General features: G+C 38.5%; 20 protein-coding genes and 2 pseudogenes. 19 read left to right on the forward strand and 3 right to left on the reverse strand.

Annotation, left to right across the window (positions count from 1 at the left end; genetic code table 11):
- Nucleotides 1–53: 53 nt before the first annotated feature.
- The 3 genes from nirB (BS1321_RS26200) (at nt 54) to cobA (ending at nt 5,535) form a co-directional block, all read left to right on the forward strand.
- Nucleotides 54–2,375 (forward strand): nitrite reductase large subunit NirB, encoded by a 2,322-nt coding sequence (gene nirB, locus BS1321_RS26200; protein WP_063233768.1) that lies wholly within the window; start codon nt 54–56, stop codon nt 2,373–2,375.
- A 112-nt stretch (nt 2,376–2,487) separates the two neighbouring features.
- Nucleotides 2,488–4,638 carry an assimilatory nitrate reductase catalytic subunit NasC gene (nasC, locus tag BS1321_RS26205; RefSeq protein WP_063233769.1) on the forward strand — a complete coding sequence of 717 codons (2,151 nt, stop codon included), beginning with the start codon at nt 2,488–2,490 and terminating at the stop codon, nt 4,636–4,638.
- 126 nt (nt 4,639–4,764) lie between these two features.
- The gene (cobA, locus tag BS1321_RS26210; RefSeq protein WP_063233770.1) at nt 4,765–5,535 is read left to right on the forward strand and encodes a uroporphyrinogen-III C-methyltransferase; all 771 of its coding nucleotides are present in this window, start codon (nt 4,765–4,767) and stop codon (nt 5,533–5,535) included.
- A gap of 187 nt (nt 5,536–5,722) precedes the next feature.
- Here the strand turns inward: cobA and BS1321_RS26215 are convergent, their stop codons facing one another.
- Nucleotides 5,723–5,998, reverse strand: coding sequence for a MerR family transcriptional regulator (locus tag BS1321_RS26215; protein WP_269467089.1), 276 nt, complete (start codon nt 5,996–5,998; stop codon nt 5,723–5,725).
- Between the two features lie 256 nt (nt 5,999–6,254).
- Here BS1321_RS26215 and nirB (BS1321_RS26220) point away from each other — a divergent pair, with 256 nt between their 5' ends.
- The 6 genes from nirB (BS1321_RS26220) (at nt 6,255) to BS1321_RS26245 (ending at nt 12,959) form a co-directional block, all read left to right on the forward strand.
- Nucleotides 6,255–8,672: a nitrite reductase large subunit NirB gene (gene nirB, locus BS1321_RS26220; protein WP_063233771.1), complete on the forward strand. Its 2,418-nt coding sequence runs from the start codon at nt 6,255–6,257 to the stop codon at nt 8,670–8,672.
- Nucleotides 8,673–8,689: 17 nt separating this feature from the next.
- Nucleotides 8,690–9,007, forward strand: a complete 318-nt coding sequence (nirD, locus tag BS1321_RS26225) for a nitrite reductase small subunit NirD (RefSeq protein ID WP_063233772.1) — start codon at nt 8,690–8,692, stop codon at nt 9,005–9,007.
- Between the two features lie 202 nt (nt 9,008–9,209).
- Nucleotides 9,210–10,829, forward strand: coding sequence for a family 14 glycosylhydrolase (locus BS1321_RS26230; RefSeq protein WP_144476426.1), 1,620 nt, complete (start codon nt 9,210–9,212; stop codon nt 10,827–10,829).
- A gap of 249 nt (nt 10,830–11,078) precedes the next feature.
- Complete coding sequence (locus tag BS1321_RS26235; RefSeq protein ID WP_063233774.1) at nt 11,079–11,504, forward strand: OsmC family protein; 426 nt, start codon at nt 11,079–11,081, stop codon at nt 11,502–11,504.
- Between the two features lie 352 nt (nt 11,505–11,856).
- Nucleotides 11,857–12,177, forward strand: a complete 321-nt coding sequence (locus BS1321_RS26240; protein ID WP_063233775.1) for a hypothetical protein — start codon at nt 11,857–11,859, stop codon at nt 12,175–12,177.
- Between the two features lie 320 nt (nt 12,178–12,497).
- Nucleotides 12,498–12,959 (forward strand): hypothetical protein, encoded by a 462-nt coding sequence (locus tag BS1321_RS26245; RefSeq protein ID WP_063233776.1) that lies wholly within the window; start codon nt 12,498–12,500, stop codon nt 12,957–12,959.
- Nucleotides 12,960–13,399: 440 nt separating this feature from the next.
- Here BS1321_RS26245 and BS1321_RS28355 read toward each other — a convergent pair.
- Nucleotides 13,400–13,602 (reverse strand): annotated as a pseudogene (locus BS1321_RS28355) (recombinase family protein); the annotation flags it as partial.
- A 311-nt stretch (nt 13,603–13,913) separates the two neighbouring features.
- Between BS1321_RS28355 and BS1321_RS28360 the strand changes: the two are divergent.
- The 10 genes and pseudogenes from BS1321_RS28360 to BS1321_RS26305 all read left to right on the forward strand — a co-directional run.
- Nucleotides 13,914–14,015, forward strand: a pseudogene (locus tag BS1321_RS28360) (ArsR family transcriptional regulator); the annotation flags it as partial.
- 141 nt (nt 14,016–14,156) lie between these two features.
- Nucleotides 14,157–14,549, forward strand: coding sequence for an SRPBCC family protein (locus BS1321_RS28365; RefSeq protein ID WP_230162064.1), 393 nt, complete (start codon nt 14,157–14,159; stop codon nt 14,547–14,549).
- An 82-nt stretch (nt 14,550–14,631) separates the two neighbouring features.
- The gene (locus tag BS1321_RS26265; RefSeq protein ID WP_063233779.1) at nt 14,632–15,225 is read left to right on the forward strand and encodes a YdeI/OmpD-associated family protein; all 594 of its coding nucleotides are present in this window, start codon (nt 14,632–14,634) and stop codon (nt 15,223–15,225) included.
- A gap of 1,053 nt (nt 15,226–16,278) precedes the next feature.
- Nucleotides 16,279–18,105, forward strand: a complete 1,827-nt coding sequence (locus BS1321_RS26275) for an ATP-binding protein (RefSeq protein WP_232522833.1) — start codon at nt 16,279–16,281, stop codon at nt 18,103–18,105.
- Nucleotides 18,106–18,129: 24 nt separating this feature from the next.
- Nucleotides 18,130–19,506 carry a sigma-54-dependent transcriptional regulator gene (locus BS1321_RS26280; protein ID WP_174524171.1) on the forward strand — a complete coding sequence of 459 codons (1,377 nt, stop codon included), beginning with the start codon at nt 18,130–18,132 and terminating at the stop codon, nt 19,504–19,506.
- Between the two features lie 161 nt (nt 19,507–19,667).
- Complete coding sequence (locus tag BS1321_RS26285; RefSeq protein ID WP_063233782.1) at nt 19,668–20,675, forward strand: TAXI family TRAP transporter solute-binding subunit; 1,008 nt, start codon at nt 19,668–19,670, stop codon at nt 20,673–20,675.
- A 19-nt stretch (nt 20,676–20,694) separates the two neighbouring features.
- Nucleotides 20,695–21,795, forward strand: coding sequence for an ABC transporter substrate-binding protein (locus BS1321_RS26290; protein WP_063233783.1), 1,101 nt, complete (start codon nt 20,695–20,697; stop codon nt 21,793–21,795).
- 19 nt (nt 21,796–21,814) lie between these two features.
- Nucleotides 21,815–22,975 (forward strand): ABC transporter ATP-binding protein, encoded by a 1,161-nt coding sequence (locus BS1321_RS26295; RefSeq protein ID WP_081112945.1) that lies wholly within the window; start codon nt 21,815–21,817, stop codon nt 22,973–22,975.
- The gene (locus tag BS1321_RS26300) at nt 22,939–23,883 is read left to right on the forward strand and encodes an ABC transporter permease (RefSeq protein ID WP_063233784.1); all 945 of its coding nucleotides are present in this window, start codon (nt 22,939–22,941) and stop codon (nt 23,881–23,883) included. The genes BS1321_RS26295 and BS1321_RS26300 overlap by 37 nt, the downstream gene beginning before the upstream one ends.
- Nucleotides 23,883–24,689, forward strand: a complete 807-nt coding sequence (locus tag BS1321_RS26305; protein WP_094246734.1) for an ABC transporter permease — start codon at nt 23,883–23,885, stop codon at nt 24,687–24,689. Before BS1321_RS26300 ends, BS1321_RS26305 begins: the two co-directional genes overlap by 1 nt.
- Nucleotides 24,690–24,743: 54 nt before the next feature.
- Here the strand turns inward: BS1321_RS26305 and BS1321_RS26310 are convergent, their stop codons facing one another.
- Nucleotides 24,744–25,385: a hypothetical protein gene (locus tag BS1321_RS26310; RefSeq protein ID WP_063233785.1), complete on the reverse strand. Its 642-nt coding sequence runs from the start codon at nt 25,383–25,385 to the stop codon at nt 24,744–24,746.
- Nucleotides 25,386–25,400 lie beyond the last annotated feature (15 nt).

Below are 25,400 nucleotides of genomic sequence, written 5' to 3' on the forward strand. Positions count from 1 at the left end.
CTTTGTTTACTAGTAATATTGGCTTGTTACAGTACTTGTTTTGGGGGGATAAAATGTATAAACAAAAACTGGTCTTAGTAGGGAACGGAATGGCGGGATTACGCTGTGTTGAGTCAATTATAAGTAAAGATCCGACTGCCTTTGAGATTACTATTTTCGGAAGTGAACCACACGTTAACTATAACCGAATCTTATTGTCGACTGTGCTTCAAGGCAACACTTCGTTTGAAGATATTGCGATAAATGATCGAAACTGGTATACGAAGAATGATATTCAATTGTTTACAGGGGAAACGGTTGTAAAAATCGATAAAGAGACTCAGAAGATAAAAACAGACAAAGAACGGGAAGTTTACTACGATAAGCTGATAATTGCCACAGGTTCTATCCCATTTATACTTCCTGTTACCGGTGTTGATAAAGAAGGAGTTATTGCATTTCGAACGATTGAAGATTGCCAAAAGATGATTGAAACTTCACGCAAGCATAAAAAAGCAGTCGTCATCGGAGGCGGTTTATTAGGTTTAGAAGCAGCGAGAGGGCTGTTAAACCTTGGTATGGAAGTGAATGTCGTTCATATTGCTGACCATTTAATGGAAAGGCAGCTTGATTCAACGGCATCACTTTTGCTGCAAAAAGAGTTGGAAAACCAGGGAATGAACTTTCTTTTAAAAAAGGAAACACAAGAAATAATCGGAAACGAGCGTGTAGAGCGCGTCCGTTTTAAGGATGGAACGGAGCTGGAAGCAGATTTAGTCGTTATGGCTGCGGGCGTCAGACCGAATATTCATTTGGCCAAAGAAAGCGGAATTGATACAAATCGTGCCATTATTGTAAACGACTATTTAGAAACCAGCATCCCAAATATTTATGCTGTTGGTGAATGTGCTGAACATCAAGGGATTGTTTATGGACTGGTGAAACCCCTCTATGAACAAGGTGAAGTGCTGGCAAAGCATATTTGTGAGGTGAAATGTAACGGATACCAAGGTTCGGTCCTTTCGACCCAGTTGAAAATATCAGGAGTTGAGTTATTCTCTGTTGGAGATTTCCTTGGTAATGAAACAACGAAATCAATCACAACTTTTGATGAATTAGATGGTGTTTATAAAAAGGTGGTATTTCAAGGAAGAAAAATCATAGGTGCGGTTCTGTATGGAGATACAAAGGTCAGTTCACGATTACTCGATATGATTTTAAAGCGGCAAGAAGTATCGTCAGAGGAAAAGCGAGCACTGTTCCAATCACCAAGTACGGATGAGGGATTAATCGCTTCTATGGCAAATCATGAAATCATTTGCAATTGTAATGCTGTTTCAAAAGGGGCAATCATTGAAGCGGTTCAGGATAAGGGATTAACAACAGTGGAACAAGTTAAACAATGCACAAAGGCTTCCGGTTCTTGCGGTGGATGTAAGCCGGCAGTGACCGAGCTTTTGGCATATATTCAAAGTAATCATTCTGAACAGGTTAAGAAACAAAAGGCATTGTGTTCATGTACGACATTAACGGAAGATGAAGTCGTGTATAAAATGCAGCTCCAAGACTTAACATCTGTTCAAGAAGCGATGGATGTTCTTGAATGGGGAAATAGCGAAGGTTGTTCAACATGCCGGCCAGCCCTTAGCTATTATTTAGGGATGATTCACCCAGAGTACGAGATCAGACAGCAAACTCTTTTCATAAACGAAAAAAAGAATGCAACAGTTCAAAGTGATAACCGATACTCTGTTATCCCGCAAATGTACGGCGGAATGACGAATGCGAAAGACTTGCTAAAAATTGCAAATGTTGCAGATAAATATGATATATCTCAGGTGGCGGTAACAAGTGAACAACGGATTCATTTAATGGGTGTGAAAAAAGAAGATCTCCCAAATGTGTGGGCTGATTTAGACATGCCGTTAAGTTCGAAATATGGTAACACCGTTCAAAACGTCAAAACATGCATCGGTGAACATGTTTGCTCTTGTGATAAACAGCAATCCCTTTTACTTGCTGTTGAGTTGGAAAAAAAATTGGAGCATGTATCAACACCTTACCGTATAAAGATGGGCATATCTGCTTGTATGCATAACGGTGCAGGATCAACAACGAAAGATATAGGTGTTATGGGCATTGACAGGGGTTGGGAAATATATGTGGGCGGAAGCAGCGGGCGTAATGTACGTGCCGGTGAACTGTTATGTGTAGCCGGGACAAATGAAGAAGCAATTGAAATCATCATCGGTTTTATTCAATATTATCGAGAAACAGCCAATTACTTAGAACGGACTTGGCAATGGATTGAACGAGTGGGTTTAATTCATGTTAGAGAAGTATTGTTTGATAATGAACTTAGTCAGCAACTATCTCAACGGTTGGAAATGGCGTAGGTCAGAGAATGAACTAAGTGGTAAATACCTTTTGATGCACGACTTAGATAAACGGATAAATGTTTGTACCATGAAAAATCCAAAGAAATCCATGAGTAAAGGGTGAGGAGCCTTGACTGAATTATTATTAAAGTATTTCCGCACAAAGCAACAAGAGGTCCAATCAGAAAAACGATATGATACCCAATGTCCATTTTGCAGCATGCAATGTAAGATGCAACTGTTGGAACAAACAATAGTGACAAGAAAAAAGTATTTGACGATCGGAAAAGATAATCCAACCTCAGAGGGTCGCTTATGCATTAAAGGAATGAATGCACACCAACATGCATTGCATAACGACCGAATTAAATACCCATTATTAAAAAAAAATGGTGAATTTATTCGCATATCTTGGGAGGAAGCATTAAATCACATTAAAGAGAATTTCACTAAGATTCAAGCGGAAGATGGTGTAAATGCATTATCTGTTTATGGGAGTGCATCCATTTCAAATGAAGAAGCATATTTGCTTGGTAAATTTGCAAGAATAGCTTTAAAAACAAAGTATATAGATTATAATGGCCGTTTGTGCATGTCCGCAGCAGCTTCGGCGGCAAGCCAAACATTTGGTATGGACAGGGGCCTAACCAACAGCTTATCAGAGGTTCCGTTCACAAAGTGCATTATCTTGGCGGGCACGAATATTGCGGAATGCCAGCCGACAATCATGCCGTACTTTGAGAAGGCGAAACAAAATGGGGCATATATTATTGCTGTAGATCCACGAGAAACAGCAACAACGAAAATGGCCGATTTACATCTAAAAGTAAAACCAGGGATGGATGCCGCCTTGGCAAACGGATTATTGAAAGTGATCATTGAAGAGGATTTTACTGATGAAGCATTTATCCGGGAACGTGCAAATGGCTACAACGAAGTTAAAGAGTATGTTACATCTTTAAAGTTGGAGGAAATTGCAGAAATGACAGGGGTTCCTAGCGACCAAATTCAAAAAGCGGCTGCAATGTTCGGGAAAGAAGAATCAGGAATGATTTTTACAGCAAGGGGCGTTGAACAGCAAACAGATGGTTCAGCTGCCGTTCGTAATTTTCTTAATATTCTTATTGTTACAGGGAAAATCGGAAAAGTGAATTCGGGCTATGGTGCTATTACTGGACAGGGGAATGGGCAGGGAGCAAGAGAGCATGGACAAAAGGCAGACCAACTGCCGGGGTATCGTATGATTGAAAATGAGGAACACAGATTACATATTGCAAGAATATGGGGAATCGATGAGGCTGATTTGCCACGTAAAGGTGTCTCGGCATACGAAATGATAGAGAAGATAAATGAAGGTGAAATTACCGGCATGTTTTTAATGTGTTCCAATCCAATTGTTTCAAATCCCAATGCTAACTTTGTCAAAAAGGCTTTGAAAAAATTAAAGTTTCTTGTCGCAGTAGATATGTTCGTTTCTGAAACTGCTAGATTGGCTGATTTAATTTTACCTACTTCGTCTTATTTAGAGGATGAAGGAACGATGACAAATTTAGAAGGACGGGTAACGTTGCGGGAAGCAAGTTTTTCATTACCTGGGGAAGTGAAGCATGATTGGCAAATCATTTGTGATATAGCAAAAGCTCTTGGAAAAGGGGAGCATTTTTCCTTTCAATCAGCAAAAGAGATTTTTGAAGAATTAAGAGTGGCGAGCCGCGGGGGAACCGCTGATTATTATGGTATAACGTATGATAGATTAAGAAAAGAAGGAGGCATTTTGTGGCCATGTCCATCCATTGACCATAAAGGGACAAAAAGGTTATTCGAAACGTCTTTTGCCCACCCGGATGGAAAGGCGGCCATGGTTGTGGTTAATAATGTGCCTCTTGTTCCAAAAGAACAGCCATGTACGGATTTTCCACTTTATTTAACAACAGGAAGAATCATGTCACATTATTTAACAGGAGTACAAACGAGAAAAAGCTCATCATTAGCCGCAAGAAATTTTGAATCATTTATGGAAATCCATCCGGAAACAGCCAAGAAATATCATATTCCAGACAATACTTTGGTGAAAATCGAATCAAGGCGGGGAAGTATTGTTGTAAGAAGCAAATGGTCAGCAACCATTCGCCATGATACTATATTCGTTCCTTTTCATTGGGCAGACTCACAAAATGTCAATCACCTCGTTTCACAGGATTTAGACCCGACATGCAAAATGCCTGGCTTTAAAGTCAGTGCTGTAAAAGTACATCCTATAGTTGAGTTAACGTCTAATTAAAGGGAGGTTTTCCTCCCTTTCATCATATTTTTTTTAGGTTCAATCATGATCGAATAGTAGAGCCTAACCACACAGCATTCCATATCAAATGAAGTTTACATGACTAACAACAAAAGGGGAAAAAGGATGGAAAAAGGTAAGGTTTATATTGTTGGTGCTGGACCTGGTGATCCGGACTTAATTACTGTCAAGGCAACCAAATGCATCGCAGAAGCGGATGTCATCTTGTATGATCGATTGGTAAATCGTGAATTGCTTTTATACGGTAAACCTGATGCTGAATACATTTATTGCGGTAAAGCGCCTGGTAAACATTGTGTCTCTCAAGAGGACATTCATCGATTGTTAATTAGTAAATCAATAGAAGGAAAAACGATCGTTCGTCTTAAAGGAGGAGATCCTTTCATCTTTGGACGAGGCGGTGAGGAAGCGGAAATGCTAGTAAAACACGGAATTCAATTTGAAATAGTTCCTGGAATCACATCTGGAATCGCTGCCCCAGCTTATGCAGGAATTCCCGTGACTCACAGGGAATGGGGGAGTTCCTTCGCAATTGTCACAGGACACTGCGTGACCGGCAAACCTGATAACATCAACTGGCATCATTTGACACATGGTGTTGACACCATTGCTATTTATATGGGTATTAAAAACCTTCCTTATATCTGTAAACAATTACGCTCCTGCGGAAAGAAGCCTGAAACTGCAGTTGCTGTCATTGAACAAGGAACGACAGGTTTCCAACGAACTTTTACAGGAACAATCGATTCAATAGTGGCGATCGTTACAAGAGAACAGGTTGCCAATCCCGCCATGATTGTAATAGGAGAAGTGGTGAAGTTATCCGAGAAATTATCATGGTTTTCAGAGAAGACAAAAGATAAGGAGTTCGCGTAGAGGAAGAAAAACCTTACGGAAATGAGAATGGAAAACTGGACATGAAAGTCATCATGTCCAGTGTATCAATGTTAATAGCTATTTTATAAATGCAAGGTGAAATTGTGACCTGGTTAATCGAAGTCTGAAATATGGAAAGTTATAGTACTCATTGAATCGGCTAATAATTCCGGTTGCTAAGCGAAAATCAATTACGTAAGCCAAAATGTGCATTTAATTGACCCTGCAGCATTTTTTTTCGCATTTTTTCCTGTTCAATTTTTCTGTTCTCTTTTAATTTTTCTTGTCTAATTTCATTGGTTTGTACTCCATCCTCTATTTTATCGGCGATTTCCACTAATGCCTTGACGTCGGAAAAAGAGTATTTACGGTTACCTCCCTTAGACCTTTCGGGGAAAACGAGTTTTCTTTCTTCATAATAACGAATTTGTCTATCGGATAGTCCGGTTAATTCTCTGACCACTCCTATGGAAATTACCTTTCTGTCTATATAAGATTCTTTTTGCTGGACGATGAAAATCACCTCATTTTTGATTTATGCTAGATCAATAAGAATATTATATCCTAATTTTCTGAATATTTGTAATAAAAACTAACATTAATTATTAATTCTCAAAAATCATGTAAGATTTTATAACACACTTGTTGTTATAAATAGTGACGTCACCTATAATCAAACATATAATCCTTTCAAAAAATATCTTATTGGAGGACAAAACATGGCTAAGCAGAAATTGGCACTAATTGGGAATGGTATGGCTGGAGTAAGATGTATAGAAGAAATTTTGAAAATTCAACCAGAAAGGTTTGAGGTGACTGTCTTCGGAAGTGAGTCACATCCGAATTATGATCGAATCCAACTATCGAATGTATTGCAAGGGGCTACGACGATAGATGATATTACAATAAATGATTGGAACTGGTACAAAGAGAACAATATTACACTTTTTTCAGGTGAAACGGTCACAAACATCGACACCACAAAGCAAATCATATATTCAGACGCAAATCGTGAAGTCCAATATGATCAATTAATTTTAGCTACCGGATCAATCCCTTTCATACTACCGATAAAGGGGGCTGACAAAAAAGGAGTGACAGCCTTTCGAAATATTGAAGATTGCGAAAAAATGATTGAATATTCAAAAAATAATAAAAAGGCTGCAGTCATTGGTGGTGGATTACTGGGTCTTGAAGCAGCCAGGGGTCTTTTGAATCTAGGAATGCAGGTAGATGTTATTCACCTTTCAGAATATTTGATGGATAGGCAGTTAGATCCAACAGCAGGAAAAATGCTGCAAAGGGAACTTGAAAGCCAGGGAATGAATTTTCATCTTGGGAAACAGACTCAGGAGGTTTTAGGTGAAATTGGTGTCAAAGGATTACGCTTTAGTGATGGCGAGGAAATCAGCGCTGATTTAGTGGTCATGGCAGTTGGGATTAAACCAAATGTTCAAATGGCCCAAAATTGCGGCATCCCTGTCAATCGAGGAATTATCGTGGACGATTATATGGAGACAAGGATCCCGAATATTTATGCGGTTGGTGAATGTGCGGAACACCGTGAGATGGTGTATGGTTTGGTCGCTCCCCTTTATGAACAAGGCAAAGTATTAGCCAAAAGAATTTGCGAGCTTGACGGCAAAGCATATGAGGGTTCAGTACTGTCTACTAAGTTAAAAGTATCTGGTGTAGATGTATTTTCGGCTGGAGAAATTTTCGAGGATGAAAAAGCCAAATCAATCAAGGAATTTAATGAATGGAATGGTACTTACAAAAAAGTAATGATTCGAAATGGGAAAATTTCTGGTGCTGTATTATTCGGGGATACAAAGGAAAGCAATAACCTATTGAGCATGATCAATAAAAATGCCGACGTTTCTGAATATTTAAAAGTAGGAACAAGTGGAGAACCCAGTGTTAGTCTTGTCGCGTCGATGTCACATGAAGAAATCGTCTGTGGTTGTAATGGTGTAACGAAGGGCGATATTGTGACGGCTATCGAATCTAATGGTTTAACAAGTATTGAGGAAGTAAAAGGCTGCACAAATGCTTCGAGATCATGCGGGGGATGTAAGCCGTTAGTCGCTGATATTCTCGAGCTGACATTGGGAGCTGAATTCAGTGAATTAAATCAAAAGGAATCCATATGTGCGTGCACCACTTTATCCAGAGATGAGGTTGTTGCTGAAATACGCGAAAAAAATCTGACCCATACTCGGGAAGTCATGAATGTTCTCGGCTGGAATACAAGTGATGGATGTTCGAAGTGTAAACCGGCACTGAACTATTACTTAGGCATGATCCATCCTGTTGAATATGAAGATGAAAAGGAATCCCGCTATGTCAATGAAAGGTTACATGCAAATATTCAAAAGGATGGTACATTTTCTGTTGTGCCAAGAATGTATGGGGGCGTCACTAATCCTGATCAATTACGGAAAATAGCAAATGTGGCCGATAAGTATAATGTTAAGTTACTTAAGGTTACAGGCGGACAAAGAATAGATTTGTTCGGCGTTGATAAAGAAGACCTTCCAAAAGTATGGGCTGACCTGGATATGCCTTCTGGATATGCTTATGGAAAAACCCTTCGAACTGTGAAAACATGTGTGGGTGAAAACTTTTGCCGCTTTGGCACTCAAGATTCAATTGGGCTAGGCATTGCCCTGGAGAAGAAATTTGAACGTGTAGGCACACCGCATAAGGTTAAGATGGCCGTGTCGGCATGTCCTCGTAATTGTGCTGAATCCGGTATCAAAGATCTTGGTGTTGTCGGTGTTGACGGTGCATGGGAAATTTATATCGGCGGCAACGGCGGAACCCATTTAAGAGCTGCTGAATTGTTATGCAAAGTGAAAACAAGTGATGAAGTAATTGAAATTACAGGTGCATACATCCAACATTATCGAGAAACGGCCAATTATTTAGAAAGAACCTCTGTCTGGGTTGAGCGTGTAGGATTCGATACCATAAAGACGATTATTGGTGATAAGCAAAAAAGGATTGAGCTTAATCAACGTTTAGATGAGGCCTTATCGGTATTGCAAGAACCGTGGAAAGAAATCATTGAGAGTAATGCGATCCAAACCGGTTTATTTCAAAAAGTGAAAATTCCAGCTATATCAAATAAATGAATAGGGGGTAAGCCTAAATGGGGAAAACTCTTCAAAAGATAAAGGTTTCAACAGTAAATGAGATGCCAAAAAACCTAGGAAAAACAGTAACCATAGGCTATTATGAAATTGCTCTTTTTCATTTAGCAAATGGTGAATTCCGGGCTATTGAAAATCGTTGCCCACATAAAGGTGGAGTTCTGGTGGAAGGCATTGTGAGTGGTGATCACGTCTTTTGCCCGATGCATGACTGGAAAATCAGTGTCAAAAATGGAGAAGTCCAAAAACCTGATAATGGTTGCGTAAAGACATTCAATGTTGAAATAGAAGATGGTAATGTTTATATCGTTTTATAAAAATGCAGATAACCCGCTACTCTGGATAGTCTCTTATAGGACTATCCTTTTTTTCTTTGCAGAGCTATGAACTAAATTCTCCCGACGAATTAAATTGATAAATATTACCAAAACAAATATAATTTCTAGTAAAGGAATGACTTTATTAAACGATTTCAACTAGAAATTTTTATAAATGAATAGGGGAAAGGTTGGCGTTTTTATGAACAAATTATCTGTTGGCGTTTTTACCTTTATGCTGTATTTTGTTCCTTTATCAAGTACTTCATCTGGATTAGCAGAAGTAAAACCAGATTACAAGCTTTATGTGATGGCCCCATTGGGTGAAATAACAGATTGGGAGGCATTCGAAGCAGAGCTGACCCAGTTAAAGGAAAATGGAGTATATGCAATAACGACAGATATCTGGTGGGGATTAGTCGAGAGTAAAAAAGATAATCAGTTTGATTGGTCCTATTATAAAAAATATGGGGAAACAGTGAGAGCTTCCGGTTTAAAATGGGTGCCCATTTTGTCTACACATCAATGCGGAGGTAATGTGGGGGATGATTGTAACTATCCCATCCCAAGTTGGCTCTGGAATAAAGACACTGCAGAGAACATGGCATTCAAGAGTGAAAGTGGTTTCTGGAATAAGGAAGTACTTGCTCCTTGGTGGGAAGGTACAGCCGAACAGTACAACGAATTGTATAAATCCTTTGCAGAGAATTTTGCTGATAAGAAGGATCTAATAGCTAAAATATATCTAAGTGCAGGACCAGCTGGGGAACTAAGATACCCCTCTTATCAAAATGCTGATGGCTGGGATTATCCTGAAAGGGGACAGCTTCAAGTTTATACAGAAGGAGCAAAACGGGATTTCAGGCTTGCCATGAGAGAAAAATATTCAACGATAAAAAAATTAAATGCTGCTTGGGGCAAAACGTATAAAAACTGGAATGAGATACAGCCGCCAGGAAACGGGGATGAATTTTTCACCAAGGGCGGAGCAATCGATACACAATTTGGATACGACTTCATGCAGTGGTATCAAGGGGCACTCGAAAAGCATCTTGCAAAAATCTCTAAATTTGCCCATAAACATTTTGATAAAGTCTTTGGCGTGCCAATTGGAGCTAAAATCTCAGGAGTCCATTGGAAAATGAATGATCCAGTACTGCCGCATTCAGCAGAGTATAGTGCCGGGTACTATAACTACTCCCAATTATTGAATCAATTCAAGAAATCAAATATGGCCCTCACGTTCACCTGTTTGGAAATGGGAGATCAAGACGCACATACTGCACCATCCTATAGTGCTCCTAAAACGTTGGTGACGCATATTGCCTCTCTAGCTAATGAAAAAGGAATTTCCTTAAACGGGGAAAATGCACTCCCGCTGATCAACAATGAAGGGGGCTTTGACAATATAGCAGAAATGGTTTTTAACCATGGTTTTGAGGGATTTACCTTGCTAAGGATGTCCTATTTATTCGACGATGAAGGAAATCCAACAAATGAGTTCAGGATGATGGCTGATAAATTGGAAGGCAAGTCGATTCCAGTTACATTCACAGTTGAAAATGTACCTGCCACACAGGGAGTTTACTTAATTGGGGATAGAGGTGAAATCGGCAGATGGAATCCTGAAGATTACGAATATAAACTCAGTCAAAGTACAGAAGGCAGTTGGAGTGGAACATTCCGCTTAACTGCAGATCGATTCTATGAATTCAAGTTCGTCATGAAAGATGAAAATGGAAATATCACTTGGCAAGAAGGGGAAAATAATAGTTATAAAACCCCTTTGAATGGAGAAGGAAACTATAAAACTTCATGGTAAAAGGATATATAGGCCATGAGATAAAATCAGTATGACTAACTAAGTAGGGCTTTTGGAAATAATATAAGGTATTGAAAGTGCATCACCAGATAGGGTAATAATACAATCCTGAAGCCAAGTACACTGTATATTTGCGTACTGTCCCCAATATTGGGGATATATTATTTTAAGACTTAAATGATCTGTACTTACATTAAATAGACATGTGGACTATTTTTAGGACAAAACAACAAGAAAGGGAGGAATTGAATGAAGACAATGATTACATGGACAGGGGAAATGGCCTTTTCTGGCACAACTCCGTCGGGACATGAAATAAAGATGGATGCTGCCGAAGAAGTAGGAGGAAAAAATAGTGGAGCAAGACCCACTGAGTTACTTTTGCATTCTCTTGCAGGGTGCACAGGTATTGATATTGTAATGATTTTAAAAAAAATGCGATTTGAAACAAAGGCCTTTCAAATAGAGATAGAAGGGTCAAGATCAGAAAATCACCCTAAACGGTTTACCGATTTTCATATCCACTATTTATTGGAGGGTGATCTGCCTGAAGATAAAGTGGTCCGTGCGATACAATTATCCAAAAATACGTACTGTTCAGTATATCACTCATTAAATGCCAACATTAAAATCAGCTATTCGATAAATGGTGTTAAAGGAAAACAGGGATTATAACGTTTAATTTAAGGGCTATCATTTATCAGCCATTTGTTTATACATCCATGTATGAAAAACAGCCTTCATTTGTTAAAGGAGGCTGTTTTTTGACTGAAATGAGCATCCATGATTCAGGATATCATCTATTCGTGCAAAGTTCAGAAATAATCCCTCTTTATGTTAATCAAGCCGTATTCTTAAGAAAAAATCAACCTCCAATTTCTTTTACGGGTAACTGAACTCCGTTTTCTGGAAAGAAAGGGTTTATTTAGTTGGCAAGTAATCTAATTGTAATCGTTTGTCATTGGAATACCCTTGATGTTAGGAGTTTATCGATATAAACTTTATATACTATTGAGGAGTGGTTAAGTTGAAAGAGATAACAATTGACAAATTAATTTTTAAAAATCATTTATCGATGATTGAACAATATTCATTGAAAGATTTCATGTTTAAGTGGCTCGGCAGCCCTGAAGAAGGATTAGATGATCTTCTTCCGCTTAAATTCACAGATCAAGTTTTTGCAAAAATGGAAACGACATTGGATACAAAAATAAAGATCAACGGAGATGAAACCTTCAGATATGTCACCATTACGGAAGATAATCAAATTGTAATAGGTGGCTTAGACTCGAATCAAGAGTTAAAGTTTAGAATTGTTTCCCTTGAAGAGCGTTTGAAAAGCTATTAAAAATTTACGGCTTAGCATTGTATACTTTTCAAACTGAATCATATTTTCAGATAAAAATATAAGGCCGTTCCTATTAAAGGAATGGCCTTTTTAAGGTATTTTTATTTTTTTCATCTCGTTAAGAGCAGCGTCAAATACCATTTAAGGTTCTGAACTGTACTTGAAAATAAAGGAAAACCTTACCTTATGCCAGTTAATCGAGTAATTCTTTAAACTCGTGATATTTTTTGGTTTAATTTAACAAAATATAAACGATTATTGATTTGTCTTAGTGTATTATAAAGTAATGAAGTCGATTAAATCATTTGGGGGGAATTGAGATGAGCGAGACGTTGGCAAGTTCTATAAAAACACTTTTGAAAGAAACGTTTGAAGGACCGGGAAATGAAGGGAGCTATTATACTGATTCAAGACCGAATACAGGGGTTTTTGGGACACTTGATGGTTTAACCGCAGAAGACGCTTCACGTTCCATAAATGGATCAACCATTGCTGCTCATTCTGACCACATACGGTATTATTTATGGGTGATCCGAACAATGATCAGCGGTGCAGACTTCGAAAAAGATTGGGACGCAAGCTGGACCATTACTCATGTTGATGAAGTAAAATGGGCGGAAATCAGGGAGGGATTACATAAAGAATATGTAACTCTTTTCGCAGAAATCGATACAATCGATTTAGGAAAATGGCTGACAAATGTAAATGCGACCATTGCCCACTCGGCTTATCATCTTGGATCTTTACGGCAAATGTTAAAAAGGCTTGAAATAGAAAAATAATCTAACATATATTTATGTCAGTTAGTAGACATATGTGGTTAGTAATGCTCTCACCCGAACATGATGTTAAAAGAAGACATATTTATTATTCATGTTTTTTACTTTTTTTGAGGGTTTGTAAAATCTGATCGTTGATTGGAGCGTAGGGAACTCGCTTTCCGCGGGCGATCCGCCTCTTCGGCGCTTTTTGCGCCTGTGGGATTCTCCCTTGGACGCACTTTTCCCGCAGGAGTCTCGTACCTTCCGTTCCAATCTTCTGGAATATCTTTTTTAGAAAAGACTGTAGGCAAACTGGTGTTTCTTTTAATTTGTCTGTGTCTGGAGGTTCCGAATGGTCTAATCCCAAAACCATATTAATTTCACACTTACGTCGTCCGAATCTCACTCCGTTATTTTTTTGCCACTTCAATTCCTTCAGCCTGTCGTTGCTTATTTTTTTAACGTTCTTGCTCAGCTACATATGAAAGCAGAGTTAAAAATTGGTCCTCTATTAATTTTCCAAAATCACCCATACCTCTGGATTTCCTACTATTAAAATGTGTCTCATTTTCAAGTGCCACAATATCTGCTTCAGATCTCGAGTAATATACTTACATTCTCGAATGATACCTTCATAATCTCTACCCAATCTGTCTAGTGAATCAAGGGATAATAAATTGCATTCGCGAATGATTAAGAGCATCCCCTGATATGGATTTAATAAGTTTGAAGCTTAATCTATTGAACAAATAATAAAAAAGGAACCTATATACTTGATGATAGGAGAATAAAACAAATACCTTGATGCCAATAATAAAATTGACAGGACACCAATTAGTGTCATATAATAAAAGACACCAATTGGTGTCCAATTAAAAGGGGGGGGTGATTTTGAACGAGAAAAATCAAGAGCGTGATATTTATGCAGCCATCGCTGACCCAACAAGACGTAAATTGCTACGTTTGTTGGCGGACGTGGAAGAATTGCCACTCAATGAGTTGACCGTACATTTTGAAATGGGTCGAACTGCGGTTTCAAAGCATTTGTCAATCCTTAAAGAGGCTGGTCTCGTAATCAGTAGAAAGGTCGGCAGGGAAACGCGTTATCGGCTGAATGCTGCCCCGTTGAGGGAAATTGAGGATTGGGTATCGTTTTACAGGAGATTCTGGAGTGAAAGAATGCTACTTTTAAACCAAATATTAGAGGAGGAACAAAAAATGAGTTTAACAGTATCACAAGAGTTTAATTTTAAGAGCCCGATCGAGAAGGTATGGCTCGCCTTAACGGATGCAAATACTCTCGCGAAATGGGTAATGGCTAATGATATTAAACCTGTCGTAGGACATAAATTTCAGTTTCGGAATGAACAGTGGAATTTAATTATTGATTCCGAAGTTCTTGAAGTGGAGGAGCCTTATAAGTTATCTTACACTTGGATAGGTGGTGGGATAAACACTACAGTCACATGGACATTAAAGCACGAGGATGGAACAACCTTCTTACATCTTGAACAAACAGGATTCGAAAAAGAAGATCAAGCGTTCAATGGTGCTAAATATGGTTGGGCGAAAATGGGCGAAGATCTTAAAAAATTGCTAGAGGAAAAATAAGAAAAAACTTCAGAACCTATTTTTTGTATTTAGTTTAACGTATAGGAAAAAGCAAACTGCTCGGAAAGAGGAGTGTTCCGTGATGACAAATAGTAGAATGAATCCTAAGGTTGATGAATTTTTAGGTAAGGCTAAAAAGTGGAAGGAAGAATATGAGACGTTAAGAAATATCGTTCTTGACTGTGACCTGACCGAAGAATTTAAGTGGATGCATCCCTGTTACACGTTTGAGAAAAAAAACATAGTTTTAATCCATGGATTTAAAGAATATTGTGCACTTCTGTTTCACAAAGGTGCCTTGTTACAGGATACCCATGGGATTCTAATCCAACAAACTGAGAATGTACAGGGGGCGCGCCAGATTCGGTTCACCAATGTTCAAGAAATAGTTGCAACGGAAAACATTCTGAAAGCCTATATCCATGAAGCCATAGAAGTTGAAAAAGCCGGTTTGGAAGTGAATTATAAAGATAATACAGAATTCATAATTCCTGAAGAACTTCAAAATAAATTCGATGAAATCCCTGCCTTGAAAACTGCTTTTGAAGCATTGACCCCGGGACGGCAAAGAGCATACATTCTTCATTTTTCTCAACCCAAACAATCCAAAACTCGAGAGTCAAGAGTTGAAAAATGCATGCAGAAAATTCTCAATGGAAAAGGATTAAAAGATTAGTACATCGACGAGAAAATAAATTAATCATGTTTAAGATATTACCTCACTTTGCGTACATTCGACCTCCTTTTTGGATCGCAGTAACCACTCAATCAAATCAACTAAAATGGAACACCAAAAGTGTACCCTTTGGCTTTTTGCTGAAAGTTCGCATTTCTTGAACTAACAGCTGCTTAAACTTGAATTAGGTTTAAGTAATGTACTTCATCAAAACCACTTTATAAAAATAAAGTGTTATTTCATTATAGGTCGCTTTAATGGATTAACAAAAAAGCCCAATTTCTCAATTTTTAATATAGAGAAATTGGGCTTTTTATTCTGGAATTTCGATTTATGAAAATGGCTGACAAATGTAAATGCGACCATTGCCCACTCGACTCATCATCTTGGAGCGTTACGGAAAATGTTAAAAAGCCTTGAAATTGAAAATACTTATACATAAATTTGGCCAATGTATCTGTATGTTCCGGAAGGTCTAAAAAATAACCATGATTTTATAGAAAGACTTGTTTATCCTTAGTGTTTTTAGAATGAAACCTTCATTAAATTGAAGAAATATGCGACACTCATGCTCAATAACTGGTGAGCTGAGACCCCACAGACGCTTGCGTCGAGGAGGTTCAGCAGACAGGTGGTGGAAAGGGAGCGAATTTCTTAAATCAACTGGATCTGTTTTAGGTAAACTAGCACTTCGTCTAAATTAAAATAAGAAGTATATTCCTAACCTAAAACCCAGCAGTTAGACAGAATCACATACCTTTTTGTAGATAATTGTTTGATTGTGTCAAGAATTCTTTACATTTTAAAGGGTTCAAGTTCTAATTGGAGAAGTATATTAACATGATGTTTTTAGCCGATGATTACTGACTGCAAGGATTTTGACACAGAAGGAGGGCTCTTAATTAAAAAGCAACTGTTTAAACTAAGTATATTTTTCTTTATAATCTTTGTTCAAACGTTTTGGTCTCCCGCTGTTTTTGCTGAAAAAAAACATTTATTATTGCTGGAGAAAGTGCTCTTCCTCCATTTTCATTTAAAAATGAAGCTGGTGAGCTGACAGGGATCAATATTGATTTAATGGAGGAAATAGCAAAATATAATGGCGTAGATTTCAAATATATTCCGATGAGGATGGAAGATGCCGAAAAAGCCTTAAGTAATGGAACAATTGATGCAATTGTTGGAAGTACCTATAATACCGAAAAAGATAACCAACTTGATTTCACTCAATCATATTTTACAATGTCTCAATCAATAATCATTCCTAGTAAAAGGAAACAGGATATTCATACGTTAACGGATCTACGTGATTCACATGTTGTCCTTGACCATAACACTCCAGTAATCAGTACATTTCTCAATATGAGGAATACAAATTTAACTACCGTATCGAATCAATACTCAGGTATATTAACATTATTGAACAACCGTGCAGATGTATTCATCGGAAACAAATGGACTGCAGATTTCTATTTGAAAAAGTTCCGCCAAGAAAAGAATTACATCATTCTCGATGAAGTCATTGAACCTGCGGATTATACGATTGCAGTGAAAAAAGGGAATCAATCACTTCTTATCATGATGGACAATACACTCACAGAACTTAAAGCAAACCGAAATATCAATGGGATAATCGATAAATGGGTCATGCCACAATCCAATCAAAAAATTGCAAGGCTGGAGCAATTCATATTATGGTTGATCATAACCTTAACTGCCGTGGCCCTTATCCTCCTAATCATTTACATATGGAATCAACGGCTAAAAAAATCCGTTCATAACCAGACGTTGAAATTACATTTATTAAATAAGGATTTAGAGAAACAACGGCAAAACATCGCTAATGCTGAAGCGTTCAAAGATCAAATCTTAAACAATATCAATACTGGCATCATAACATTCGATCTCGATTTCATGATTACCAGCTGCAATGCAAAGGCATCGGACATTCTCAACATTTCCAAGGAAATGATTCTGAATCTTATGAATCATTCAAGATTAATGAAGAATTTCGAAGCTTTCCATCAAGAACAAAATGAGAATAATCGTACGGGTTCTTTTCGTATCTTGGTTTTAAATGAGGAAAATGAACAAAAGGTAATTTCATATTCGATGCATAAGATGTTCAATTCTAAAGATATACAAACCGGATACTTACTTTCAATGAATGATGAGACGGAAAAGAAAACATTGGAGAAAAAATTGGTCACACAAGAAAAACTGCATGCTCTTGGTCAACTAGTTGCAGGTGTCGCACATGAAATCAGGAATCCTTTGACATCGATTAAAGCATTCATTGATTTACTTCCGAGTAAATATGATAATCCTCAATTCCGACAAGTTCTAATGGAACACTTGCCTACTGAAGTTACCCGTTTGAATGCGATTGTTACCGATTTAATTGAATATGCACGTCCGCGTCCGCCAAATATTACAAATTGCCACGCTAATGAACTTATATCATTACTTGCTTTTCATAAGGTGACAATGGAAAAAAACCAAATAAATTTCGAGCAGACGATTGAGGAAAACCTTATTTTTTATATAGATTTACAACAAATTCAACAGGTACTGCTTAACTTGGTGTTGAATTCGATTCATGCCGTTGAAGAAACAAAGGAAAAGACCATTAAAATTACCATTGATAAAGAGAACGAAAAGACAGGGCGGATTACCATATCCGATACGGGAAAAGGGATGAAACAGGAGGAATTGAACCATATTTTCGAGCTTTTTTTCACAAATAAAGAAAAGGGTGTCGGTTTAGGACTTACGTTATCGTATAGGCTAATTAAAGAAAATAACGGAGATATCCATGTGAAAAGTTATCCTAATTCAGGAACGAAATTCACCATTTTACTACCTTTATATATCGAATAGAAGCCTGGAAAGAGGAGGAGTACTATGAAAATGCATGTATTGGTGATTGATGATGAACCTGCTATTTGCACTGCTCTTAGCTTTGCATTGGAAGATTCTTATCAAGTCATGACAACTACTGACCCGGATGAGGGTCTTCGAAAGATCGACAATCAGCCTTTTGATATTGTGTTACTTGATTTGAGAATAGGAAATAAAAGTGGACTTGATGTCCTACAAAAAATCAAACAAATAGCACCTAACATAACAGTCATCATGATGACTGCCTATTCATCCATTGAAACTTCCATCGAGGCCATAAAAAAGGGGGCCTACTACTATATTGAAAAGCCAATTAATATAGAAGAACTTTCTTTGCTTTTGATGAGGGCAGCCGAATTCAAACAGATGTCCAATCAATTGGAGACATTACATGAAGAATTAGAGATTCAAAAGGGATTTGGTAACTTCCTTGGTAACAGCAAGGCGATGCAGCGTATTTTCTCAATGATCGAAAGAGTGAAAGATATTGATTCCAGTGTTCTTATCACGGGTGAAAGTGGTACTGGAAAGGAGCTTGTAGCCCGAAACATCCATACGCTAGGAAGAAGGAAAAACAATCCAATTCAGATTGTCAATTGTGCAGCAATTCCTGAGATGCTGCTGGAATCTGAATTGTTCGGTTATGAGAAGGGAGCATTTTCCGGTGCAACACAGAGGAAGGATGGGAAATTTGTTGCTGCTAATGGAGGTATCCTTTTTCTGGATGAGATTAGTGAAATGCCCCTTCCTCTTCAAGCCAAATTATTACGAGTATTGCAGGAACGGGAAGTGACGCCTCTGGGATCCAATACAAAAATCTCATTGGATGTCCGCATTATAAGTGCTGCCAATAAAAACCTGGAACAAATGGTGATGGAAGGGGAATTTAGGGAGGATTTGTATTTCAGGCTAAATGTAATTCCCATCTCGATGCCGCCTTTAAGAGATAGAAAAGAAGATTTACCGATCCTTATGGATTATTTTATAAAAAAGCACGCTAAGGATATGAATCGTGAAGAAAAGATGTTCTCGGCAACCGCACGTCGGATATTACTGGATTATCATTACCCTGGGAATGTCCGAGAGCTTGGTAACATTATAGAATATGCTGTTGCCCTATCAAACTCGAAAAGAATGGAAGAAAACGACTTGCCGCAATATGTTCAAGAACAGAAGTTCATTCTCCAGCCGGATGGCAATGACGACGATTTTAACAGCTTCAGGATTCCCATTGGCATTTCCATGAAAGAGATAGAAGAAAAAGTCATAACGGCGACTCTTCAATATTGTAAAAACCATCGGCAAAAAACAGCTCAAATCCTAAAAATTTCTGAAAGAAGCCTTCGTGATAAAATCAAGCTCATTTCAAAAGGAGAATAATGGCTCATCGTGTTAACCGGCAATTTTTTCTGGATAACCGGAAAGAATTGCCGGTTTATACTTGTATAACATCCTAGAAATCGGCAGGATTTGCGTTTTATAGCAGAAAATCGACTTGGCATGGTATTTGCATCTAAATTCATTAAGAAAGGAGGGCCACGATGAAGAATGAAGCACTCTTTATAAAAGTCGCTTTGTTATTTTGTTTCATGACAGGATGTTCTTTTATGAATGAGCAGCAGGAAATATCTAAACCTGCTACCACCTTGATTCAGAGGCAACTAACTTCTGAAGGACAGGATTTAAATAATAGGATGCTAATCATTGGAACCGGAGATATGACAGGTGTTTATTTTTCATTAGGACAAAGATTATCAAATATGTATGAAAAATATAATGGAGCTGTGTCAGGTACCCAGGTAACCCAAGCGTCCATCGAAAATACTGAATTGGTTAGCCGCCATCGGGCAGAAATTGGTTTTACCACAGTGGATGTACTGGATTTGCCTGAAACGGATAAATCCAAGTTAAGAGCTTTAACGGCCCTATATTCCAATTATGTTCAAATTGTTACTACTAAACAAAATGATATTCATTCCTTAGAAGATTTAGTTGGTAAACGCATTAGTGTGGGAACGGCAGGAAGCGGTACAAGGCTTATTGCAGAGCGAATACTGTTAGAATCTGATTTACCGACTGATCAATTGAATTTATCCTATCTTTCTTTTTCTCAATCTGCAGAAGCATTACGAAATGGTACCATTGATGCAGCTTTCTTTTCTTCGGGAATCCCGAATAATGAAATCGCTTTCATATCCAATCAGACGGAACTAACTTTCATTCCAATACCGGGAGACATCATTGAACGCCTTCAAAAACAATATGGAGTTTATACTCATAATGAAATTCCCAGAGATACATACAGGGGGATGAAAAAAAATGTTCAAACGATTTCAATTAAAAATGTCCTGGTAACCTACAAGGAAATGTCTGACCCTCATGCTTACAATCTTGTGAAAACATTATATGAACATCTGCCTGAACTGCAGCATACACATCCGGCTGCTTCTGATATTTCAATTAATGAAGCAACTAAACAAGTTCCCCTTGATTTTCATCCAGGGGCCATGAATTATTTTACCGAACAAGGAATTATTGAAAATCAATGAAAAACGGGAGGTAATGACTATGAAAAAACTGATGAGTCTTTTATCAATAATAGTATTGATCGCACTTGCGGGGTGTGGTAATCCTACTCCGCAAAAGCCGGGGGAATCCGTACAAACGAGTGCAGGTGAAAAAGGAGAGAAAAAAATAACGATAGCCGGTAATGGAGGAGTCATTGAAAGTGCCATCCGAGATGTGATTGCACCAAAATTCAAAGAAGAAACGGGAATCACTGTTAATTATATTTCCGGTTTATCAGGTGAAATCCTATCCAAAGTGGAATTACAAAAGAACGCTCCGCAAATAGATGTTGCCCTTTTTGTACCGGTTGATGTAATTCGCGCTAAGGAGAAGGAATTGATCGTACCAATTGATGAGTCCAATGTTCCCAATATGAAATCGGTTGATCCACGTTTCATTCCGGTTGAAAAAGCTGCTGCGCCAGCATTCGGCTTAGTCATTGCACCAGCATATAATACGGAAACCTTTAAAAAGAAAGGGTTAAAATCAATTGAATCATGGAATGATCTTGTCTCACCTGATTACGAGGGTAAAACGGCATTTTCAGATATTACGAATGACTGGGGTTTCAATACCCTTAATGGTCTGGCGATTTCAAACGGCGGCAGTACGGAAGACATGGAACCAGGTCTTGAAAAGGCAAAAGATCTTGCAGCGTATTCCAATACATTTTATAAAAACTCAACGCAAATGATGCCAGCGATCCAACAAGGAGCTGCTGACGTAACGGTCATGGGAAGTTATTCCATAGGTGAACTAGCCGTTTCAGGTATTCCTATTAAGATGGCTGTGCCTAAAGAAGGCGTGCCGCTTCAAGCCTTCAGTGCTGGTCTAGTGAAAAATACACCTAATAGCAAAGAAGCCCTAGAATTCATTAACTATGTAGTCAGTGAAGAAGCGCAAGCATTAATTTCCGAAAAAGGATTTTATCCGACGGTAGAAGGCATGAAAATTCCAGAGAAATATGAAGAGTCAATCGGACTTAAAGCAAGTGATAAAACATTCAAACCTGATTTCGTCAAGTTTGCCGAGATCCGTGCCGAGGTGTCAGACAGATGGGCGAAAGAGGTTACTCCTGAATTAGGGAAAAAACTCAAATAACAAGGAGCGTGTTGATCACATGGAAGTATTAAAAAAAGATGTGGAAATTAATAAACAGCACCTGGAGGCAGTTCAGGGGCTTGGGTCAAATAAAAATGATGTAGAAATAAAAGGCGCGTATAAACAATTTGGTTCGAATGTTGTCCTGAATGGTATCGACCTGGAGGTGAAACAAGGAGAGTTACTCACTCTTCTTGGGCCTTCCGGGTGCGGAAAGTCCACAACCTTGAACCTCATTGCAGGGTTCCTCGATGCAGATCGGGGCGAGGTCCATATTAAAGGCAATAATGTTACGAAGGTTCCGCCTTATAAGCGAGATTTAGGAATGGTTTTTCAAACTTATTCTCTTTTTCCTCATATGACAGTCTATGAAAATCTCAGTTTTGGTTTGAAACTGCGCAAAGTCGGTAAAGCTGAGCAAAAAAAGAAGATAAGTAAAGCGCTTGAATTAGTTAAAATGTCAGGATTGGAGAATCGTTATCCAAGGGAATTATCAGGAGGTCAGCGTCAGCGTGTTGCGATTTCCAGGGCACTTGTGGTGGAACCGGAACTTCTTTTGCTTGACGAACCGCTTTCAAACCTTGATGCAAAGTTGCGCCATGAACTCAGGGCCGAGATAAAGCGTTTACAAAAGGAAATTGGCGTAACTACCATTTTTGTGACCCATGATCAAGAAGAAGCTCTTTCCATGTCTGATCGAGTCGTGGTCATGAATGCAGGGAAAATTGAACAAATAAGTACTCCGACTGAGATTTACAATCATCCCAAGACAGAATTCGTTTTTCAATTCATCGGTAAATCGAATTGTTTTGAAGGGAATGTGTCTGCTGTGGATAAGCGGAAAGTTTCAGTCAAGATCGGTTCTGATATCACTAATGTCGACGCAAGTAACATCATGGGAAATGATAGTGATTTGAAATCCGGGGATGAGGTGAAGATTTATATTAGACCAGAAAAACTGCAAATTGTTTCTGCTGATGAAAAATCTTCATCTTCATTGGACTTCCATCGTGCTAAGATTAGCCAAATTAACTATCTTGGTACCTCATGGGAAATCAATGTTCTATTACAGGGGAAAAGTATTCAAGTATTGACCTCCGCTTTTGATTCATCATGGCAAAATGGAAGTGAGGTGTTAATAGGATGGAGCCCATCAGAAGTTATGCTAGTCAAGAAATAGAACAGGAAACGAATCCTATTGAGCCGCAAAAGGAACCTAAAATCAAGAAAAGGAAAGTCTGGGTGCCGGGATTACTCCTTTTAACGCCGATTCTACTTTTCATATTTGGTTTCTTCGTCATACCGATGTTATACATTTTATATTTAAGCTTCATATCAACAGATAATCTTGGGGGAGCGGATGCAGTTTATAGCCTAAAAAATTATACACAATTATTTTCCGATAGCTATTACTTATCTTCTTTATGGCTGACAGTGAAAATCAGTTTATATTCGGTCTTGGTTGCTTTATTTCTTGGATATCCGGTAGCTTTAACGATGGCCAAAAGTTCAGCGCGGATCAGAGGGTATATCACTCTCTTGATCGTGTCACCACTCTTGGTAAGTATAGTTGTCCGTAATTTTGGCTGGTACCTATTACTATTGCCTAACGGAACGATTAATCAAACCTTGATGGCACTCGGCATAATAGATGCACCATTGAAACTATTGTTTTCGGAAATCGGAGTTGTAATTGGGCTATCCAATGCATATCTTCCTTTCATGATCTTATCCATCGTTGCGAGTCTTTATAATATTGATCCTTCTCTGGATAAGGCAGGAGCAATACTTGGGGCAAGCCCATTCAGAAGGTTCTTTTCCATTACATTGCCGCTAAGCATCCCTGGTATCGTATCTGGCTGCATACTAGTATTCAGTTTGTCAATGAGTGCTTATGTTACGCCTGCGCTAATGGGTGGAGCCAATGTACCAGTGATGCCAGTTGTCATCTATGATCAAATAAATAACCTGCTGCACTGGACTTTCGGATCTGCTCTTTCTTATATTCTATTAGCAACCACTGTCATATCTGTAGCCGTTTTTACAAGAGTGTTTGAAAAAGGGAAATTCAAGGAGGTATTCCGATGATGAAAACGTTTGGCGGCCTTCGGATTGCCGTTGCCGTGTTGGCCATTATCTATATCTTGATACCGCTAATTGTCGTTATTCCCGCATCTTTTACAAGTGCCAATTATCCAAGTTTTCCGGCTGAAGGCTTCTCACTGCAATGGTATGCCAAGATCTTGGAGCGTCCTGAATTTTTGGAAGCATTTTTGAACAGCGCGAAGTTCGCAGCATTAGCTGCCCTTTTCTCCGTCATATTCGGAACTTTGGGTGCCCTTGGCATCGCAAAGTATGATATACCGGGGAAATCGTATATTACGGCCCTTTTAACTTCACCATTAAGTGTGCCGCAATTAGTCTTAGGGATTGCACTTTTAATGTACTTTACACCAATGATGCTTGCCGGTACGTCTACAGGATTTTTAATTGCCCATATCGTCATTTGCATACCATATGTTATGCGGCTCGTATTGACCGGTTTAAGTGGATTTGATTATAATCTCGAACGGGCCGCGGCCATACTTGGAGCGAATCCACTAACTGTTTTCATGAAAGTGACCCTGCCGCTAATTGGATCAGCGGCCATCTCAGGGGGATTATTCGCATTTTTGACCTCATTTGATAATGTAACGGTCTCTCTCTTTATGGTATCACCGGAAATGAGAACTCTGCCGATCGAGATTTTCTCGCAAATGCAGGATGCCTACAATCCAATCGTTGCATCCGTGTCAAGCGTGGTTATATTCATATCAGTCCTTCTAATTGTCATACTTGAAAAAATTCAAGGTGTCGGCAAAGTTTTTGGTGGTTCCCATCATACAAACGGTTAAAAACGATATAAATAATGTAAAAATCGATCATGCTGCTAAGCACGGATTTTAAATTTATCTAAACGTTCCATTCAAATGATCTAAACACCTTTTAGCAGCCAATAGTGGAGCAGTTAGGACAGGGACAGAAGGATTAACCTGCTTTGCAATATGTTCCATACTATATTGTGAAAGCAAAATCACTTCTGTCTTTCCATCCAATTGTTCCACCATCTTTTTAACCCGATCGTCATGTTCCTTTCTTTTTCCTTGTGATAATAAATGGATGATCCCGGGATCCACCAATGACTCGATCATACAGTCCGGATTCTTATTTAATAAGTAATTTTGAAGGGCAATCGGCGTTTCTTTTACGGTAGAAACCAGGCCGATGCTATTATAGCGAAGTGCTTCATCAAGCATGGCCTCATCTGAACGAAATAACTTTACAGGGTATAGAGGTTGTAAAATTGCAGTGATGCCATTAAAGGCAGAGCAAGTAAGTTGTATGCATGAAACGTCAGAATCATAGGCTATATTCACTAATGCAGAAAAGCGGCGAATGATTTCCGGAGTTAACTTTCCGCTTTTTTCCATCAAGGCGAGAAGACTCGTGTCCATGAAATGAAGGAGTTCAATTTTCGGAGCAACAGTCTGAAAGGCCATTTCAATTGGTTTTAGTGCAGTTGTGGTAGCGTGAATCAGTGCGATTTTCAAAAAAAAACCTCCTTT

Origin of the sequence: Peribacillus simplex NBRC 15720 = DSM 1321 (assembly GCF_002243645.1) — a bacterium.
Classification (GTDB): domain Bacteria; phylum Bacillota; class Bacilli; order Bacillales; family DSM-1321; genus Peribacillus; species Peribacillus simplex.